Origin of the sequence: Pseudomonas gessardii (genome assembly GCF_001983165.1) — a bacterium.
Lineage (GTDB): Bacteria > Pseudomonadota > Gammaproteobacteria > Pseudomonadales > Pseudomonadaceae > Aquipseudomonas > Aquipseudomonas gessardii.
In genome coordinates, this window is the sequence record NZ_MNPU01000045.1 from 1 (window position 1) to 17,769 (window position 17,769).

General features: G+C 59.5%; 17 protein-coding genes. 11 read left to right on the forward strand and 6 right to left on the reverse strand.

Annotated features, from left to right (window positions below; all coding sequences use genetic code 11):
- Nucleotides 1-260 precede the first annotated feature (260 nt).
- Nucleotides 261-674, forward strand: a complete 414-nt coding sequence (locus BLL38_RS23495) for a hypothetical protein (RefSeq protein ID WP_307847834.1) — start codon at nucleotides 261-263, stop codon at nucleotides 672-674.
- 477 nt (nucleotides 675-1,151) lie between these two features.
- Here BLL38_RS23495 and ehuA read toward each other — a convergent pair whose 3' ends face one another.
- From ehuA to ehuB, 4 genes are all read right to left on the reverse strand, one after another.
- Entirely contained in the window at nucleotides 1,152-1,946 is a 795-nt protein-coding gene (gene ehuA, locus BLL38_RS23505; RefSeq protein ID WP_060764057.1) for an ectoine/hydroxyectoine ABC transporter ATP-binding protein EhuA, read from the reverse strand.
- An 80-nt stretch (nucleotides 1,947-2,026) separates the two neighbouring features.
- Nucleotides 2,027-2,683 carry an ectoine/hydroxyectoine ABC transporter permease subunit EhuD gene (ehuD, locus tag BLL38_RS23510; RefSeq protein ID WP_060764056.1) on the reverse strand — a complete coding sequence of 219 codons (657 nt, stop codon included), beginning with the start codon at nucleotides 2,681-2,683 and terminating at the stop codon, nucleotides 2,027-2,029.
- Entirely contained in the window at nucleotides 2,680-3,339 is a 660-nt protein-coding gene (ehuC, locus tag BLL38_RS23515; RefSeq protein ID WP_060764055.1) for an ectoine/hydroxyectoine ABC transporter permease subunit EhuC, read from the reverse strand. The genes ehuD and ehuC overlap by 4 nt, the downstream gene beginning before the upstream one ends.
- A 69-nt stretch (nucleotides 3,340-3,408) precedes the next feature.
- A complete protein-coding gene (gene ehuB, locus BLL38_RS23520) occupies nucleotides 3,409-4,266 on the reverse strand; it encodes an ectoine/hydroxyectoine ABC transporter substrate-binding protein EhuB (protein WP_060764054.1) in 858 nt (285 codons plus the stop codon).
- Nucleotides 4,267-4,546: 280 nt separating this feature from the next.
- Here ehuB and ehuR point away from each other — a divergent pair, with 280 nt between their 5' ends.
- The 8 genes from ehuR to BLL38_RS23560 all read left to right on the forward strand — a co-directional run bounded on the left by ehuR (nucleotide 4,547) and on the right by BLL38_RS23560 (nucleotide 13,917).
- The gene (ehuR, locus tag BLL38_RS23525; RefSeq protein WP_060764053.1) at nucleotides 4,547-5,941 is read left to right on the forward strand and encodes a MocR-like ectoine utilization transcription factor EhuR; all 1,395 of its coding nucleotides are present in this window, start codon (nucleotides 4,547-4,549) and stop codon (nucleotides 5,939-5,941) included.
- 108 nt (nucleotides 5,942-6,049) lie between these two features.
- Nucleotides 6,050-7,021, forward strand: a complete 972-nt coding sequence (gene eutB / locus BLL38_RS23530; RefSeq protein WP_076964526.1) for a hydroxyectoine utilization dehydratase EutB — start codon at nucleotides 6,050-6,052, stop codon at nucleotides 7,019-7,021.
- 36 nt (nucleotides 7,022-7,057) lie between these two features.
- The gene (eutC, locus tag BLL38_RS23535; RefSeq protein WP_060764071.1) at nucleotides 7,058-8,050 is read left to right on the forward strand and encodes an ectoine utilization protein EutC; all 993 of its coding nucleotides are present in this window, start codon (nucleotides 7,058-7,060) and stop codon (nucleotides 8,048-8,050) included.
- Between the two features lie 43 nt (nucleotides 8,051-8,093).
- Nucleotides 8,094-9,284, forward strand: a complete 1,191-nt coding sequence (gene doeA / locus BLL38_RS23540) for an ectoine hydrolase DoeA (protein WP_060764070.1) — start codon at nucleotides 8,094-8,096, stop codon at nucleotides 9,282-9,284.
- 3 nt (nucleotides 9,285-9,287) lie between these two features.
- A complete protein-coding gene (doeB, locus tag BLL38_RS23545) occupies nucleotides 9,288-10,289 on the forward strand; it encodes a N(2)-acetyl-L-2,4-diaminobutanoate deacetylase DoeB (protein ID WP_060764069.1) in 1,002 nt (333 codons plus the stop codon).
- Nucleotides 10,290-10,422: 133 nt separating this feature from the next.
- Nucleotides 10,423-10,902, forward strand: a complete 480-nt coding sequence (locus BLL38_RS23550; protein WP_060764068.1) for an Lrp/AsnC family transcriptional regulator — start codon at nucleotides 10,423-10,425, stop codon at nucleotides 10,900-10,902.
- A 145-nt stretch (nucleotides 10,903-11,047) separates the two neighbouring features.
- Nucleotides 11,048-12,520: an NAD-dependent succinate-semialdehyde dehydrogenase gene (locus BLL38_RS23555; protein WP_060764067.1), complete on the forward strand. Its 1,473-nt coding sequence runs from the start codon at nucleotides 11,048-11,050 to the stop codon at nucleotides 12,518-12,520.
- Between the two features lie 11 nt (nucleotides 12,521-12,531).
- Nucleotides 12,532-13,917, forward strand: coding sequence for an aspartate aminotransferase family protein (locus BLL38_RS23560; protein ID WP_060764066.1), 1,386 nt, complete (start codon nucleotides 12,532-12,534; stop codon nucleotides 13,915-13,917).
- Between the two features lie 567 nt (nucleotides 13,918-14,484).
- Here the strand turns inward: BLL38_RS23560 and BLL38_RS23570 are convergent.
- Nucleotides 14,485-15,573, reverse strand: a complete 1,089-nt coding sequence (locus BLL38_RS23570; protein ID WP_076964527.1) for an endonuclease/exonuclease/phosphatase family protein — start codon at nucleotides 15,571-15,573, stop codon at nucleotides 14,485-14,487.
- Between the two features lie 72 nt (nucleotides 15,574-15,645).
- Complete coding sequence (locus BLL38_RS23575) at nucleotides 15,646-16,308, reverse strand: YciC family protein (RefSeq protein WP_076964559.1); 663 nt, start codon at nucleotides 16,306-16,308, stop codon at nucleotides 15,646-15,648.
- Nucleotides 16,309-16,477: 169 nt separating this feature from the next.
- On the opposite strand from BLL38_RS23575, the gene BLL38_RS23580 reads away from it, so the two are divergent.
- Complete coding sequence (locus tag BLL38_RS23580; RefSeq protein ID WP_076964528.1) at nucleotides 16,478-17,170, forward strand: DUF2076 domain-containing protein; 693 nt, start codon at nucleotides 16,478-16,480, stop codon at nucleotides 17,168-17,170.
- Nucleotides 17,171-17,289: 119 nt separating this feature from the next.
- Nucleotides 17,290-17,766: a LabA-like NYN domain-containing protein gene (locus BLL38_RS23585; protein ID WP_076964529.1), complete on the forward strand. Its 477-nt coding sequence runs from the start codon at nucleotides 17,290-17,292 to the stop codon at nucleotides 17,764-17,766.
- Nucleotides 17,767-17,769: the final 3 nt, after the last annotated feature.

The window sequence follows — 17,769 nt, forward strand, 5'->3', positions numbered from 1 at the left end:
GTAAGCGCTTCGATTTCAAATGTCCTATCGAAGTCATGAGCGAAGTGATGCAGAAAGCCTTGGCTATGCAATATGATGCTCCTGCGTCAATTCAATAACCGTGTTGCACTCAGCTCCTGCAACCGCCAAGCTATTAAAGACGCTGAAAGAGAACTTGCGGTGTACGAGGAAGGTTCTGGCGAGTATCAGATTACAAAGGGTGATTGGGATAGACTGGTTCGATACAGACATCGTCTGATTAATGTTATGGAGGTTGAATGATGTCTGGTGGGATCACATCTGACGGCGTTAAAATATGCGAGGCGGCGTTTGAGCGCCTTAAAGCGGGGTGCCCAGTCATTTCCGCACATGTAGGTATCGACGGATCAAAGATCACGGCAGGTATTGTTAGTGTTGAGGCTGGATTCGATCGTGGTTATTTGAAAAGGTCTCGCGGCTCGCACATGCCTTTAATTGCCAGAATAGAGGCCTATCGAACAGAGTGCAGCACGACAAGCAACTCTAAGGCTTTACAGATTAAGCGCGCCCAGAATAAGGCCGGGAGGGCTGTGGTTGAGCTTGAACAAGCCCGAGAGCAACTTTACCAAGTGCTTACGCAGAATCTGCAGCTAGTTGAACGTGTAAAGGAATTGGAGAATAAATTGAAGCGCTATCAAAGTAGCTTGGATTTTTAATTTGAGGGAGTGGCGTATTCGTAAATTCATGCCTGTGCAATGGCCAAAAAATTAGTAACCAGAGGTAGCCATATCCAGTTCTTTCATCAGATATCTTGTCTCACTTTGAAGGGCCACAAGCGTCCTAAGTTGATCTTCAATTACCAAAGCGAACACACCGAAATTTGGGAGAGCAAGGTGCTTCAAATGGCCCGGGGGGATTCCGTGGAGTACGGTGATGAAGCGGGAGCCCTTGTGAAGCTCAGTCAGTGATCGACTGCACCCTAAAAGCCCTCTCAACCATGCTTTTTGCTCTAAAGGATCCTTGATTACCGCGGCGTTATACTGAATAAAATAATTCAGACCCTGGCACTTCCCCACAATGTGCGAAGAATCATGGTTGATTGAAAACCAGGTATTTGCACAGTTGTGCCAACCCTTTGCATTCGACCTGAAGGGCACTGTGCATAGCACAGCCCCTTCCAGCTGAGTTTTCGGTTAGTTGGCTTCTTTCACTGCGCTAAGGAACGCGCAAGTTCGTTCCTGTTGCGGGTGTTCAAAGATCTGCGCGGGAGTGCCCTGTTCGTGAATCTGCCCCTTATAAAAGAAGCATACGCGATCGGCGAATTCCCGGGCGAAGCCCATCTGGTGCGTGACCATCAGCATCGTCAGGTTGTGCTCGGCGCCGAGTTTGCGGATCACGTTAAGTACTTCGCCGCACAGTTCCGGGTCGAGTGCCGAGGTCACTTCGTCGAACAGCATGACTTTGGGCCGCATGGCAAGTGCCCGGGCGATCGCCACCCGCTGTTGCTGGCCGCCGGACAGCTGCGAAGGGTAATGGCCAAGCTTGCTGCCCAGCCCCACCAGTTCCAGCAAGTCTGCTGCCCGTTCGCGCGCTTCAGCGGGTTTCATGCCAAGGACTTGCACCGGCGCTTCGATGACATTTTGCAACGCAGTCATGTGCGGGAACAGGTTGAAGCTCTGGAACACCATGCCGATCTTGCCGCGCACCCGGCGGATATGCCGATCATTGGCCGGCACTAGCACACCGTTGCGATTGGGCATGTGGGTCAGCAAGTCATCCTCGATGCGGATCAACCCGTCATCGATGCCCTCGAGCGTCATCAGCACCCGTAATAATGTGGATTTACCCGAGCCGCTGGGACCGATAATCGCGACTTTCTCACCCGGCGTGACGTCTAGGTTCAAGTGGTCGAGCACGGTGAAGTTGCCGTAGCTCTTGGTGACGTCCTGAAAGCTGACGATCGGCTTGACCGATCTGGTTTCCTGCATGGCCGTGGCCTCCTGCGAATGCAGCGGGGTCGGGTTGCTGCGCCGGGAAAGGTCGCTGGGTGTCGAGAGTGGAGAAGTCATTAGCGTAGCTCCAGGCGCAGTTCGAGGCGCCGTACCAAATAAGCCAAGGCGATGCTCAGGGCGAGGAAAAACAGACCGACCATGGTGATCGGTTCCAGGTAGCGGAAGTTCTCTGAGCCGATGTTCTTGGCCTGTTGCATGATCTCCACCACAGTAATCGCCGACAGTACCGGCGTGTCCTTGAGCATCGCCACTAGGTAGTTGCCCAATGGCGGCAGGATCGGCCGCAGGGCTTGGGGCAGGATGATGTTGCGGTAGGCGCTGTACGGGGCGATGTTCAGCGCCGTGACCGCCTCCCATTGCGCACGCGGCACGGCGTCGAGGCCGCCGCGATACACCTCGGCGATGTAGCAGGCGTAATGCAGGCCTATGCCGAGAATCCCCACTTGCATCGCGGTCATGCTGACGCCGTAATTAGGCAGCACGTAGTAAAGAAAATACACCTGGATCAGCAGCGGTGTGCTGCGAATGAACTCGATCACCCCGGTGGCTGGCCACGATAGCCAGACTCTGCGGCTGCGTCGACCAATTGCCAGGAACAGACCTAGCACAATGGCGATCAGGAAACCGATCAGGGTAATCCCTACGGTGTTAAGCGAAGCGCGCAGTAAATCGGGGAGGATTTGCCAGGCATAGGTCCAATCAAACAGTGTCATGACAGACCTCCCCGCATCCGCCCGCGAGCCAGATGGAGCTCAATGCGACGCATGCCGATATTGATGGCTTGCGCCAGGATGAAGTACATCACCAGCGCAAGGCTGAAAATTTCCAGGGTCTGGAAAGTCGCCTGATCCAGTTGACGCGCCCGGAAGCTCAGATCGGATAAAGTGATCAATGACACCAGCGAAGTATTTTTCAGCAATTCAATCAGCAGATTGGTGCCCGGCGGAATAGCGGCCAGCAACGCCTGCGGAAGAATAATGCGGCGAAAGCGCTTGTAGCCGCTGAAGTTCAGTGCTGTGGACGCTTCATACTGACCCTTCGCGACAGAGCTGATCGCGCCGCGCATCACCTCTGCGCCGTAAGCACCAATGTGCAAGCCAAGGCCGACGATGGCCACGCTATAGGGGCTCAGTTCAAGGTTGAACGGTGGCAGCGGTAGCACGAAAAACAGCCAGAACAATTGCACCAGCAACGACGTGCCGCGAAACACTTCAATGTAAGCAACGGAAAACCAACGCAATGGCCGCCATGGCGACATACGCCCCAGGGCCGCGAGAATCGCCGCGACAATCGCCAGCAGCGAACCGAAGATCGTCACCTGGAGCGTCACCCAGGCGCCTTGTATCAATAGCGGAAGTAATTCACCCATGGTTTAAACCTGGCCATCCGGATTAAGCAGGGAAATAGGCATCGCACCGTGACGCCATGCCTGTTTCGACTATTGAGCGCAGAGCTCGGCAGCCGTTTTTCTTGTCACGTTGGATTTGTCAAATCCGAAAGGAGCGACCGCCTTGAGGTGCTCTTCGGAGCCCAGCCACTTTTTCAACTCCGCGTTGACCGCATCGCGTAGGTCTTTGTCTTCCGGACGGAAGGCGAGAGCACCGTATCCTATGTGCGACGGGTCGTCCTTGAACTCGGTGACTGCTTCGACTTTTTCTCCACCCTTGGCGGCCAAACCTTTCATGGTCAGTTGAGTACCCACGGCGGCATCGGCACGACCGGCGCGCACGGCTTGCAACTGAGCTGTGGTGTCCGGCACCTGGAGGATCTGCGCGTCTTTCACGCCCGAATCCCGCGCATACGCCAGGTTCACCGTACCGGCCATGATCGCCAGTTTCACCTCGGGATTCTTGGCGATGTCTTCATAGCTGTGTAGAGCCTTCGGGTTGCCTTTGGCTGTAAGCAGTGCGTCCGGCAGTTGATACTGCGGATCGGTAAACAGCACCTGCTTGCAGCGGGCCGGCGTGATGTACATGCCGGCGGCAATCACGTCGAAGCGCCCGGCGCGCAGGCCCGGGATCAACGAACCCCATTCGGTCAACACGCCGTCGACCTGTTTGATGCCCATTTTGGCAAAGATGGCTTTGGCGATTTCCGGTGATTCACCGGTGACCCTGCCGTCTGTTTCGGTAAAGGCGAACGGGGTTTCGTTGGCATAACCGATACGGATGCTGCTGTTCTGTTTGACGGTTTCCAGTGTTGTAGCGGCTTGGGCGCTGGCGGCCAGGCCGAGCATCGCGCAAGCCACGAACAGGCGACGCAAAGCATGGGTGCTGCGGGAAGGGAAATTGCTCATCGATAAAATCTCCTGTTTCTTGTTGACCCGTCGGTGACGGCTCTGTGGTAGGAGGCAGTGTTACAAGAGCAAAGCGTACAAGAACTGATCCCATGGATCGGGACACAGTCCGGTACAGGTCGACTGATTTTGTTGTGGGGGCTTGAAGTGTGCCCGGCTATCGACCTTGAGCCGAGCATACAAAAGCTCTGAGCATCATTGTATTGCACTAGGACAATTGCTTTGCATGGATTCTAGCGAGATGCTGTCCCGACGAGTACAGACCCGGGTTTTAGCGCTGATGGACAAGTGGAAAGCAGCACTGGAAAACGCCCGTAGCGGCGAGTCCAAATACAAGATTCTAGTGCAGGCAATTGCCGACGATATCGAGCAGGGTGTCCTGGTCAATGATCACCGCCTGCCACCGCAGCGGCACGTTGCCGATGCCATGGGCATCAGTGTGCAGACGGTCACCAACGCCTATAAAGAGCTGGAGCGCCAGGGGCTGGTGCGTTGCGAAGTCGGGCGCGGCAGCTTTGTGTCGCGGCGCATGAGCGATCGAGTGGCTACCTATATTCTCGATAGCCCCGAACGGGCCCTCGTGGATTTTTCCATCACGCGGATCCTGCACACCCGCGAGCACGACCAGTGCTGGCGTGACACCTGCCGCGAGCTCAGCACGGAAGAGGATCAGCCGTGGATTCACGCGTTTCGTCCGATTGCCGGTTTCGAGTCGCACCGTGAAGAGGCCATGCACTGGATCGGACGGCAAGGACTGCGGGTCGAGCGCGATGGCATCCTGATTACCAATGGCGCGGCCCACGGCATCTTCCTTGCGCTGGCATCTCTGGCGGGCCCCGATGATGTAGTACTTTGCGAAGGGGTCACCGATCACGGAGTGATTGGCAACTCCCAAGTATTGGGGTTCACCCTCAAAGGCCTGGAGATGGACCGTTATGGCATTGACCCGGAACATTTCGAAGACATGTGCAGCAACGAGCGCATCACCGCGCTGGTGTGCACGCCGAACCTGAACAACCCGACCACCAGCCTGATGCCGGACAGTCGTCGGCGGGAGATTGCCGACATCGCCCGGCGTTTCGGCGTGCACATTATTGAGGACGATGTATACGGCCCGTTGCTGGACGAGCATCGCGCGCCGCCGATTAGCCATTACCTGCCAGAACTGTCGTTCTATTGCACCAGCATGACCAAGTCGGTGCTGACCGGTTTGCGCATCGGCTATCTGGTGGTGCCCAAGCGTCTGGCGTTGCGCACCGAGAGCATCTTGCGGGTCAACAGCTGGATGGCCACGCCCATGGTCTCCGAAATCGCCGCGCGCTGGATTCGTGACGGTCGCGCCGACACGCTCGTGCGTTTGCAGCGCAAACTGTTGGCCGGCCGTCAGGCGATGGTCAGCGAATACCTGGGCGAGCACCTGCTCGGCCAGCATCCTCATGCATTGAATGCGTGGGTCGGTATTCCCCCGCATTGGGAGGTCGACAGCCTGGTGCGGGCCCTGCGTCACCGGCACATTGCAGTCACGTCGCCTGACCCGTTCACCGTGCGTGGAACGCCTCGGGCTCGAGCGGTGAGGATCTGTGTCGGCGCCGAATGCAGCGACGAAGAAATGCGCGATGCGCTGATTGGCATGCGCGAGATATTCGGGCAGTACCCGCAAATCCACGATTTTTGACCGGGAAAAAGTCCCCCAAAAAGTTTGTCGGCTAAATTGCCCTAGTACATTCATTGCGACAATCCAGTCCTCTTAGACTGCGCCTAACACCACAGTCGGGACGCGATCATGTCATCGTTGCAGCTACATGATGTTTACCTCGCTCGCCAGCGCATCGAATTGCTTGTCCGGCGTACCCCCATGGAATATTCGCCCAGCCTCTCGCAGCGATTGGGCGTGGCGGTGTACCTCAAACTCGAATCCCAGCAAATCACCGGCAGTTTCAAATTGCGCGGCGCGAGCAATGCCGTGGCGCAGCTGAGCGCCGAGGAGAAAACGCGTGGCGTGGTGGCGGCGTCGACCGGCAATCACGGTCGTGCTCTGGCGTATGCCGCTTCCCGACAAGGCGTGAAGGCGACGATTTGCCTGTCGCATCTGGTGCCGGCGAACAAGGTTCAAGCCATTCGCGATCTGGGCGCCGAGGTATGCATCGTCGGCCAGTCCCAGGACGACGCCCAGCGTGAAGCCGAACGGATCGCCAACGAGCAAGGCGCGACATTGCTGCCGCCGTTTGATCACCCGGCCATCATCGCCGGGCAGGGCACGCTGGGGCTGGAAATCCTCGAACAGCAACCGGACGTGGCGCAAATCCTCGTGCCATTGTCCGGCGGCGGTTTGTTTGCCGGTGTGGCGCTGGCGATCAAAAGCGTCAGCGCGAACATCATCACCCACGGCATCAGCATGCAACGCGGTGCGGCCATGCACGGCAGCCTCGCAGCTGGGCATCCGGTGGAAGTCGAAGAGCTGCCGACCCTGGCCGACTCGCTCGGCGGTGGTATCGGCCTGAACAACCGTTACACCTTCAACATGACGCGCGATCTGTGTGACCACCTGCATTTGCTCAGCGAGACTTCCATCGCCAATGCCCTACGCCATGCCTATCGCGAAGAGCGTCTGGTGCTGGAAGGCGCGGCCGTGGTCGGGATTGCCGCGTTGCTTGATGGATTGATTGAGCCGCGCGGGCCGATCGTGGTGGTGGTCAGTGGCCGTAACGTCGACGTCGATCAGCACCTGCGCGTCCTCGCAGGCGCGGATGCGTGAACCCCAACAATAAAAACTGAATGGAGTGCCGCATTGATGAGTGATATCACCTTATTGAGCGAAGCTGATCTGCGTGCCTGCGTGGCACTAGACCTGCCGAGCATCGAAGCCATCGAACAAGCCTTTGTCCTGCTGGCCACGGCAGCAGTGGCAATGCCGCCGATCCTGCGTCTGGACATCCCCGAGCACAACGGTGAAGTGGACGTGAAGACTGCGTACCTGCCAGGCCTGGAACGCTTTGCGATCAAGGTCAGTCCGGGTTTTTTCGACAATCCGACACTTGGGCTACCGAGCCTCAACGGCATGATGATGCTGTTGTCGGCACGCACCGGTTTGCTCGATGCCTTGTTGCTGGATAACGGTTATCTGACCGCCGTACGCACAGCAGCGGCGGGCGCGGTCGCTGCTCGTGCGCTGTCGCGGGTTGACAGTCGCAGCGTGGCGCTGATCGGTGCCGGCGAACAGGCGGCGTTGCAGCTTCAGGCGTTGCGCCTGGTCCGGCCGATTGAATCCGTTCGAGTCTGGGCACGTGACCGCGCCAAGGCTGAAGCCTTCAGCACCGAATTGGCGCGTGACAGCGGTCTGGTGGTCACGCCTTGCGCGAGCATCGACGAGGCCATGGCCGGCGCGGACATCGCGATCACCTGCACCCCGAGCCGCGAACCTTTGATCGAAGCGCGCCATCTGCACCCCGGCCTGCACATCACTGCCATGGGCTCCGACGCCGAACACAAAAACGAAATTTCCCCCCAGGCGCTGGCGCAGGTCGACCGCTACGTGGCAGATCGCTTGAGCCAGACGCGAATCCTCGGCGAGTTGCATCACGCTCTGGCGGCCGGCGTTATTGCCAACGAATCGGGCTTGGCCGAATTGGGACAAGTGCTCGCGGGCCAGCGCCCGGGTCGGACCAGCGATGCGCAAGTCACCTTGTGCGACCTCACAGGCACCGGCGCCCAAGACACCGCCATGGCCAATCTGGCCTTCGAGCGCGCGCGCTCGGCCGGCAAGGGCTTTCAGTTCGGCAGCTAATCCATTTTTTTCATCCGTGCGTCATTTATCAGAGGGCATGTGCATGTCTCAGATAGTCGTCAATCTCCCGTTCGAACGGGAGGAATACGCCCAGCGTCTGGCCAAGGTTCGAGCGGCCATGCAGGTTCAGGGCATCGAGCTGTTGCTGGTCACCGATCCGTCGAACATGGCCTGGCTGACCGGCTATGACGGTTGGTCGTTTTACGTTCACCAATGCGTGTTGTTGGCGCTCGACGGCGAGCCGGTCTGGTTCGGTCGCGGACAAGACGCCAACGGCGCCAAGCGCACGGTGTTCATGCAGCACGAGAACATCGTCGGTTACCCGGACATCTATGTGCAGTCCCGGGAACGCCATCCGATGGATTACCTGTCGCAGGAAGTCATCAGTGCCCGGGGTTGGGACGCGCTGACCATCGGCGTGGAAATGGATAACTATTACTTCAGCGCCGCCGCGTATTTGTCGCTGCAGAAAAACCTGCCGCAGGCCAAGCTGATCGACGCGGTCGGGTTGGTGAACTGGCAGCGAGCGATCAAGTCGCCCCAGGAAATCGCTTACATGCGCATCGCTGCGCGCATCGTCGAAAACATGCACGGGCGGATCCTCGAACGGATCGAGCCGGGCATGCGCAAAAATGAACTGGTGGCTGACATCTACAGCAGCGGGATCCTCGGCGCTGATGGCCATGGCGGCGATTACCCGGCCATCGTGCCGCTATTGCCGACCGGTGCCGATGCCAGCGCGCCGCACCTGACCTGGGACGATTCGCCGTTCGAAAAGGGGGCCGGGACGTTTTTCGAGATTGCCGGTTGCTACAAGCGTTATCACTGCCCGTTGTCGCGCACGATCTACCTGGGCAAACCTCCACAGCATTTCCTCGACGGCGAAAAAGCCGTGGTCGAAGGCATCGCCGCTGGACTGGAAGCGGCGAAACCGGGCAACACCACCGGCGACATCGCTGTGGCGTTTTTCAAAGTGTTGCAGAAGTTCGGCATCCACAAGGACAGCCGTTGCGGCTACCCGATCGGGATCAGTTATCCGCCAGACTGGGGCGAACGCACCATGAGCCTGCGTCCCGGCGACACCAGCGTGTTGCAGCCAGGCATGACTTTCCACTTCATGCCGGGACTGTGGATGGACGATTGGGGACTGGAAATCACCGAAAGCATTCTGATCACCGAGACCGGCGTCGAGACGCTGTGCAACGTGCCACGCCAACTGTTCGTGAAGGATTGAGCCATGAGCGAATTGCCCGATAATCCGATCAGCGCCACGGTGGATTTTGCCCGCGAAGGCGTGCAACACGGGTTCCTCAAATTGCCGTACTCCCGGGACGACTCGGCCTGGGGCGCGGTGATGATTCCGGTCACTGTGATTCAGCGCGGTGAGGGTCCGACCGCGCTGCTTACCGGCGGTAACCACGGTGATGAATACGAAGGCCCGGTGGCGCTGAGCAAACTAGCCCAGGGTCTGACGGCTGCCGAAGTCACGGGGCGGGTGATTATCGTCCCGTTCATGAACACCCCGGCGTTCCATGCTGGTCGGCGCACGTCGCCGATCGACAAGGGTAATCTCAATCGCAGTTTCCCCGGTAAGCCGGACGGCACCGTGACCGAGAAAATCGCCGACTACTTCAACCGGACCTTATTGCCCTTGGCGGACTTCGTGCTGGACATCCATTCCGGTGGCCGCACCTTGGATTTCCTGCCTTTCGCAGCTTGTCATGTGCTGCCCGACAAAAATCAGCAGGCGCAATGCGAAGCCGGAATGCGCGCTTTCAATGCACCTTACAGCATGCGCATGCTGGAACTCGATGCCGGGGCGATGTACGACACCGCCGCCGAGCGTCAGGGCAAAGTCTTTGTCACGACCGAACTGGGTGGCGGTGGTTCGTCCACAGCGCGCAGTGTGGCGATTGCCGAGCGCGGGGTGCGTAATCTGCTGGTGCATGCGGGGATTCTCGAAGGTGAGATCCAGACCACGGGGTCAATCATGCTCGACATGCCCGATGCCAATTGCTTCATCGCCAGCGAACACGACGGCTTGCTGGAAATGTGCCGCGATCTGGGCGACAAAGTGAGCAAGGGCGAAGTGATCGCCCGCGTTTACGACGCTACCCGCAGCGGCGTCGCCCCGGTGGAATATCGCGCGGCCCGCAGCGGCCTGCTGGCGGCGCGCCACTTTCCCGGCCTGGTGCAGTGCGGCGATACCATTGCAGTCATCGCCGATGTATTGACCTGACCCCAAACCCTGTGGAAGCGAGCCTGCTCGCGATTGCGGCGTTACATACATTAATGATGTGACTGAAATACCGCCATCGCAAGCAGGCTCGCTCCCACAGGTTTCTCCCACACATTTAGGAGATTTTCGGACCATGCACAAGCTCGATCGCTATGACCTGAAAATCCTGCGAATCCTCGCCGAAGACGGTCGGATCACCAAGTCGAGCCTGGCCGAGGCGATCAATCTTTCGGTGACCCCGGCGTGGGAGCGGGTTCGCAAGCTGGAGGCGCTTGGGCTGATCAAAGGGTACCGAGCGCAGATCGACTGGTACGCGGTGTTCAAAAGCCAGCAGGTGCTGGTGGAAATCACCCTGGCCCGGCACACCGCCCAGGACATGCGGCGTTTCGAGCAACGCATGAACGAGGCCGCCGAAGTGGCGTTCTGTTACGCCACCGGTGGCGGCGTTGATTACATGGCAATGATCCAGGCGCCGGACATCGACCATTACCAGCGGTTTATCGACCAGTTATTGCTCGATGACCTGGGCATCGAGCGCTACTTCACTTACATCGTCACCAAAACCATCAAGACCGGGGGGGGCTTGCCAGCCGAGCTGGCGCAGGAGCCATAAACCGGCGCAAAACCTTCACCGCAAAAAGCCCTTGTTTGCCGGTGTTCAATCAGAAAAAACCTGTGATGACGCCCCGCCAAACGCCAAATCACCTGGGCTGCACTGCCCTAGCATGGACTCACGCACACAGTTTGGAGTGAACGCCATGACATACAAACATCCGCTGTTGTTCAAAGCACTTTGCTACGTAGACGGGCATTGGGTCCACAGTGAGAGCGGCCACAGCGTCGCCGTGCACAATCCGGCCGATCAGAAGTTGATCGGTCATGTGCCGATGCTCGATCAGTCTCAGATCATCTCCGCCGTTGATGCTGCACACCGGGCGTTTGCGGCCTGGCGTGAACAAAGCCTCGATGCCCGCGGGACGATTCTGCGGCGCTGGGCGGCGTTGATCCTTGAGCATCAGGAAGACCTGGCGCGCATCCTCAGTCAGGAACAAGGTAAACCCCTGGCCGAGTCACGCGGCGAAATCGCCTACGCCGCCAGCTTCATTCCCTGGTTTGCCGAAGAGGCGCGGCGTCTTTACGGGCAGAACATTCCCAGCCATATCCCTGGCGCGCACTTAGGCACCGTCAAGGAACCGGTCGGCGTCTGTGCGCTGCTGACCCCGTGGAATTTTCCTTCGGCGATGATCACCCGCAAAGCCGCCGCGGCACTGGCTGCCGGTTGCACTGTGGTGATCAAGCCGGCCCATGAAACACCGTTTTCCGCATTGGCTCTGGCGCAACTGGCAGAGGAAGCGGGCTTCCCGGCAGGCGTGTTCAACGTGGTGCTGGGCGAACCGCAAATGGCCATGCAAACCCTGGTGCAGGACACTCGCGTGCGTTCGGTCAGCTTCACCGGCTCAACCCGCGTCGGTAAATTGGTCCTGCAAGCGGCTGCCCAGGATGTGAAGAAGGTGTCGCTGGAGCTGGGCGGTAACGCGCCGTTCATTGTCTGCGCCGATGCTGATCTGGAACTGGCGGTGAAAGTCGCAGTGGAGGCCAAGTTCCAGACCTCCGGCCAGGATTGCTGTGCGGCCAACCGGATCATGGTGCATCGTTCGATTTACCCGGCGTTTCTCAACCGCTTTGCCTCTGCGGTGCGCGAACTGCGGGTAGGCCCGGCGCTGGTGGGTGATCAGGAGCAAAGCGTCGACATCGGCCCGTTGATGCATCAGGCGGCGTTCGATGTTACGGCCGAGCGCGTCGAAGACGCCCTGCTACTTGGTGCACAACGGCTGGTCGGCGGTGAAGCGCACGCCCTCGGCGGGTTGTTCTACCAGCCGACGGTGCTGGCCGACGTTACGCCGCAGATGCGTATCTACCGCGAAGAGAATTTCGCGCCGATCGCCGGCGTCATGCCTTTCGACACCCTCGAGCAAGCCATCGAAATGGCCAACGACACCGAATACGGTCTGGCGGCCTACATTTGTTCCAACCGCCTGGACCTGATCTACCCCCTGATTCGCCGCCTCGACCACGCCATGATCGCGGTCAATGGCGTCAAGTTTACCGGCCATCCGATCCCGTTCGGTGGCATGAAAGCCTCGGGGCTGGGCCGCGAGGGCGGCACCGAGGGCTTCGAAGCCTTTGTCGAAACCAAATACTTTTGCCTGCACCATCAAGGCCAGTTCTAAGGAGATCCGCCATGAGCCAAGAACTCGATACGCTGTTCGAACAAGATCGCGCGCACTTCATGCACCCGTCGACCCACGCCCATGACCACGCCAGCGGCGCGCTCAAGGGGCGCATCATCAAGAGTGCGTCGGGTATTCGTATTCGCGATCATGAGGGCCGCGAATTCATCGACGCCTTTGCCGGCCTGTACTGCGTGAACATCGGCTACGGTCGCACCGAAGTCGCCGATGCGATCTACAAGCAAGCCAAGGAGCTGGCTTACTACCACACCTACGTCGGCCATTCGACCGAAGCGATCATCGAGCTGTCGAGCCGCATCATCGACTGGGCGCCCGAGGGCATGAAAAAGGTCTACTACGGCCTGTCCGGTTCCGACGCCAACGAAACCCAGATCAAATTGGTGCGCTACTACAACAACGTACTGGGCCGCCCGCAGAAGAAAAAAATTATCTCCCGTGATCGCGGTTACCACGGTTCGGGCATCATGACCGGAAGCCTGACCGGCCTGCCGAGCTTCCATCAGCATTTCGACCTGCCGGCCGAAGGCATCAAGCACACCGTGTGCCCGCACTGGTACCGCAAGGCGCCGACCGGCATGGATGAAGCGGCGTTCGTGCGCTATTGCGCCGAGGAGCTGGAAAAAATGATCCTGGCCGAAGGGCCGGACACCGTGGCCGCGTTTATCGGCGAACCGTTGATGGGTACCGGCGGCATCATTGTTCCGCCAGCCGGCTACTGGGCCGCGATTCAAGCGGTGCTGAACAAATACGACGTGTTGCTGATCGCCGACGAAGTGGTCTGCGCTTTCGGTCGGCTGGGTTCGAAGATGGGCAGCCAGCGTTACGGTATGCGCCCGGATCTGATCACCACTGCCAAAGGTCTGACCAGCGCCTATGCGCCGTTGTCGGCGGTGATCGTCGGTGAAAAAGTGTGGAGCGTGATCGAAAAGGCGTCCGAATCCCAAGGTGCCATGGGCCATGGCTGGACGTACTCGGGGCATCCGATTTGTGCCGCCGCCGCCTTGGCCAACCTCGATATTCTCGAGCGGGAAAACCTGACGGCCAACGCCGAGAAGGTCGGCAGCTACCTGAACCGTCGGTTGCGTGAAACCCTGGAAGGTCATCCGCTGGTGGGTGAAGTGCGCGGCGACGGTATGCTGGCTGCCGTTGAGTTCATGGCGGATCGTGAGCAGCGTACCCCGTTCGATGCGGCCTTGAAGGTCGGCCCGAAAGTGTCGGCGGCCTGTCTTGAGCGCGGCATGATTGCCCGGGCGATGCCCCATGGCGACATTCTTGGCTTCGCACCACCGTTGATCCTGTCCGAGGAAGAGGCCGACCTGATCGTCGACATCACCAAAAGCGCGGTCGACCAAGTAGCCAATGAGGTGCTGGGCTGACGCCATCGGGTCTGAGCATTCGTCCCCCCCCAAAAAAAAAGGCCGTCCGATCAGTGATCGGGCGGCCTTTTTTCACTGTAAGTCGCAATAGTTAACAAGTACAAAAAATGGTTTACAAGATGCGGCGATCTCGATACTTCAAGATTTGTGAAAACTCGCCCCTCCTCGATTCTTCCACTCCGCGGTCATCCACCGCCAGGGACTGAGTCTTAATTCCAATGGAGTTGAGCCACATGCTTGTGCTCATGCGACACCCTAAGGTGTCAATCTTCATTGCGTCTCCTCGAAAACCGACGGTGATGCCTGTCAATCCGTCCCTCATATGTCCTATTATTTTGTCAATCCTACCTAACCTCATTGACAGTCAACCTTCTTTGGGCGAATTCCTGCCCAACCGAGTGATTTCAATATCCGGAACAGTGTCAATGTGGGGGATCGATAGGTAATACACTCTATTACTGGCCGGATGATCCACTGGTGGCAGAAGCGACTGCGCGGATCAAGCCGCGCAAGTAATCCCGGAGACGCCAGTTCCCACACAAACCCTATTTCACATTGGGCTTGGTGTTATTGCGCAGCGGGCAGCAAGAACCGCGCAATCACCGGCAGGTGGTTGGAAATACGCAATGTATCGTCCTGCCGCACCCGCGCTTCGACCTTCTTCAGCCTGGGGCTATAGAACAGATAATCCACCGTGCGATCCGGCCCATTGAGGCTTGGGTCGTTGGGAAAGTGGGTCAGCCACTGGGCCCGGTCGATCCCGCTGGACTGGCTGTTGCTGGGCACCATCGGGTATTTGTCCCACAACAGATGCAGTTCGCTGTCTGGCGAATACTGCCCACGCTTGCCGGCGTCCAGGCGCAGGAATTGCCCGAGCGGCAGCAGGTTGAAGTCCCCGCCGATCAGCCACGGCGTGCCGCGGCTTTCGAATTTATCCAGCAGCTTGATGGTCGCCTGCACTTGTTCGCGCACCGCGCTATGGCCGGGTGCGCCGTTGTCCAGGCGGGTGTTGAGTACTGCCAGTTGGCCGCCATCGCTCAATGGCAGGTAACTGAGCAGCAACGCCGGCTTGGGCTGGAACTGTCGGCTGATCAGGTTGGCCGAGGCTACGGGCAGTTGCAGGCGTTCGGCATGTTCGATCTGGTAGCGGCTGAGGGTCACCAGCTTGCGGCCGACGCTGCCGAAGATATGCCAGTTGGGCACAAAGTCGGCTTTCCAGTCGAAGGCCTGGACGCTGCACGGGTAGAGGTCCACCAGCCGCTCCTGGAGCAGCGCCAGTTGATCCTGGTAATGGGACGGCTTGGCGCCTTCGTCCAGTTCCTGCAGCAACAGCACGTCCGGTTGTTCGTCACGGATCACCCGCGCCACTTCATCCAGGCTGGAGGCCATGTCTTCCACCGTGGGCCGTTCGTCCGGGCCACTGCCGTCCGGGGTGTCGTACCAGAACACGTAGTTCTTGCCCGCCAGGTATTGCACGTTCCAGGTCATCACCTTGAGCGCCTGGCCGGGTAGCAGGGTGGGCGCGCGCGGCACGCCGCAGTGTACGGGCAGGATCTGCTTGTCGTCGGGGCGCCAGGTCAGGCTGTAGACCAGGGCGGTCAGCAAACCTGCGAGGATCAGCAGGCCCACCAGGGTTATACGCAGTAAACGGGTCATCGGCTCGCCTTAGGGCGCTGCAGGACAGGCCCCGAGCATACCCGACCGGCGGCCGGGAGCCCAAGGGCCACGTTAGCGGGCGTCGGCATCGCCGGCGATCAGCATGAACAGGCGGAACAGCACCACGCTGGTAAACAGCTGCAAGAAACTATGGGCGCTGTCGATCAGCACCGCCAGCAGCGGGTTCTGCAGGTCGGGCCAGGCCGCGACGCTGGCGCCCTTGAGCAGCCACAGCGGGGTCATCACGCACAACAGGCAGACCAGGATGCGCAGGAAATGCCCTCGGGTCAGGCGAAAACTTTCCTTCATCGCCGCCAGCGCCGTCATACCACGCAGTACCAGCAGGTATTCGGCGAAGGCCAGGGTGACCATCAGCCACAGCCCCGGCAGGAAATACAGCGACAACCCCAGCAGGATCAACAGGGTGCTCATGGCGGTCAGCAGCGCATAGCGTGGCCACAGGGTCAGCGCCATGGCCAGCACGTCGGCGGTGCGCGGCGACTCGCCACGGCTGCGGGCGTCGAGGAACAGGATCAGGGCGGCGGTGTACAGCGGATACACCAGCAGGCCCACGATCATGCTGTAGCCGGTAAACGCCTCCGGGCCCAGGGTGTGATCGAGCACTTGTTGCAGCACGGCCTCCAGGATCACCAAGGGCAGGCACAACTGCACGATGGCGCCCAGGTTGCGCTGGAAAAAGTAGAAAGAGTCGCGCAGAACAGTCAACGGATTCATCAAGGTCATCACAGGCGGAAAAAGCAGCGGACACTTTAACCGATCACCGACAAACGTAAACCTTGGGTAAAGATCATTGAAACGTCACGGCCCAGCCCCATTACTGGTGACGTACCTTGCCCATTGCGGGCGGGACGCGGATTTTTACCGGCAATCTAACGAGGTCGCCATGAACAGCGAAGAGCAAACCCTGATCGATGGACTGTTTTCACGGTTGCAGCAAGCCGAAACGGACTCAGCCCCCCGCGACGCCCAGGCAGAAGCGCGGATCAAGGAGCACATCACTCGCCAACCGGCCGCCGGGTATTTCATGACCCAGGCGATTCTGGTGCAGGAAGCCGCGATCAAGAGCCTGGATGCGCAGAACCAGCAGCAGGCGCAACAGATCCAGCAATTGCAGGATGAACTGCAACGGGCCAGGACCGCGCAGCCGGCGGCGGGCGGCGGTGGGTTCCTGTCGAGCATCTTTGGTGGCAGCTCCCGCGAGCCGCAGCCTGCGCCCAGCGCGCCGGCATCGAACGCGGGCGGTTGGCGCGAACCGACCCGGCCGGGCTTCAACAGCGCGCCGGCGCCGCAACAGAACTATCAGCAACCCCAGCAGGCAGCGACCATGGGCGGCGGCTTTCTCGGCGGCGCCCTGAAAACCGCAGCCGGCGTGGCCGGTGGTGTGATGCTGGCCCAGGGCATCAGCAGCCTGTTCAGCCATAACCAGCAGCCGCAAGTGGTGGAAGAGATTGTCCGCGAAGAACCGGCGCCGGCCAGTGACAACAGTGGCTGGGGCAACGACAGCGCGGACACCTACGCCGACAGTGGTTATACCGACGATTCCTCCTTCCTTGGCGACGACGATTCTTTCGTCTGACACACACTGAACCGGGGCGCATTGTCGTCCCGGTCTGATTTTTCTCGGAAAGCGCCTCTTGGCTGGCATACTGACGACCTTTGCGGGCCATCACGTCCCCGGTGCCATGAGGATATGCGGTGAAAAAAATTGCAGTGTTCGCCGATGTCCAGAACCTCTACTACACCGTACGCCAGGCCTATGGCTGCCACTTCAACTATGCCGCCCTGTGGGCCGATATCAGCCAGCGCGGGCAGATCGTCGAGGCGTATGCCTATGCCATCGACCGTGGCGACAGCAAGCAGCAGCAATTCCAGCAGATCCTGCGCAACCTGGGCTTTACCGTGAAGCTCAAGCCGTACATCCAGCGCAGCGATGGCTCGGCCAAGGGCGACTGGGACGTAGGCATCACCATCGACATCATGGACGCCGCCGCCCAGGTCGACGAAGTGGTGCTGGCCTCGGGGGATGGCGATTTCGATATGTTGCTCGACCGCATCATCCATAAACATGGCGTCGAAGCCGTGGCCTACGGCGTGCCGGGGCTGACGGCCAACTCGTTGATCCGCGCGGCCAGCCGCTACGTGCCTATCGAAGGCGCGTTGTTGCTCAAATAGATT

Bases quoted from the DNA above. Each gene is read 5' to 3' on its own strand.
- doeA (WP_060764070.1), top strand. From the start codon at position 8,094: ATGTCTCAGATAGTCGTCAATCTCCCGTTCGAACGGGAGGAATACGCC.
- ehuB (WP_060764054.1), bottom strand. From the start codon at position 4,266: ATGAGCAATTTCCCTTCCCGCAGCACCCATGCTTTGCGTCGCCTGTTC.
- ehuR (WP_060764053.1), top strand. From the start codon at position 4,547: ATGGACAAGTGGAAAGCAGCACTGGAAAACGCCCGTAGCGGCGAGTCC.
- BLL38_RS23570 (WP_076964527.1), bottom strand. From the start codon at position 15,573: ATGACCCGTTTACTGCGTATAACCCTGGTGGGCCTGCTGATCCTCGCA.
- BLL38_RS23495 (WP_307847834.1), top strand. From the start codon at position 261: ATGTCTGGTGGGATCACATCTGACGGCGTTAAAATATGCGAGGCGGCG.
- ehuD (WP_060764056.1), bottom strand. From the start codon at position 2,683: ATGACACTGTTTGATTGGACCTATGCCTGGCAAATCCTCCCCGATTTA.
- BLL38_RS23550 (WP_060764068.1), top strand. From the start codon at position 10,423: ATGCACAAGCTCGATCGCTATGACCTGAAAATCCTGCGAATCCTCGCC.
- ehuA (WP_060764057.1), bottom strand. From the start codon at position 1,946: ATGCAGGAAACCAGATCGGTCAAGCCGATCGTCAGCTTTCAGGACGTC.
- doeB (WP_060764069.1), top strand. From the start codon at position 9,288: ATGAGCGAATTGCCCGATAATCCGATCAGCGCCACGGTGGATTTTGCC.
- BLL38_RS23555 (WP_060764067.1), top strand. From the start codon at position 11,048: ATGACATACAAACATCCGCTGTTGTTCAAAGCACTTTGCTACGTAGAC.
- eutC (WP_060764071.1), top strand. From the start codon at position 7,058: ATGAGTGATATCACCTTATTGAGCGAAGCTGATCTGCGTGCCTGCGTG.
- eutB (WP_076964526.1), top strand. From the start codon at position 6,050: ATGTCATCGTTGCAGCTACATGATGTTTACCTCGCTCGCCAGCGCATC.
- BLL38_RS23580 (WP_076964528.1), top strand. From the start codon at position 16,478: ATGAACAGCGAAGAGCAAACCCTGATCGATGGACTGTTTTCACGGTTG.
- BLL38_RS23575 (WP_076964559.1), bottom strand. From the start codon at position 16,308: ATGAATCCGTTGACTGTTCTGCGCGACTCTTTCTACTTTTTCCAGCGC.
- BLL38_RS23560 (WP_060764066.1), top strand. From the start codon at position 12,532: ATGAGCCAAGAACTCGATACGCTGTTCGAACAAGATCGCGCGCACTTC.
- ehuC (WP_060764055.1), bottom strand. From the start codon at position 3,339: ATGGGTGAATTACTTCCGCTATTGATACAAGGCGCCTGGGTGACGCTC.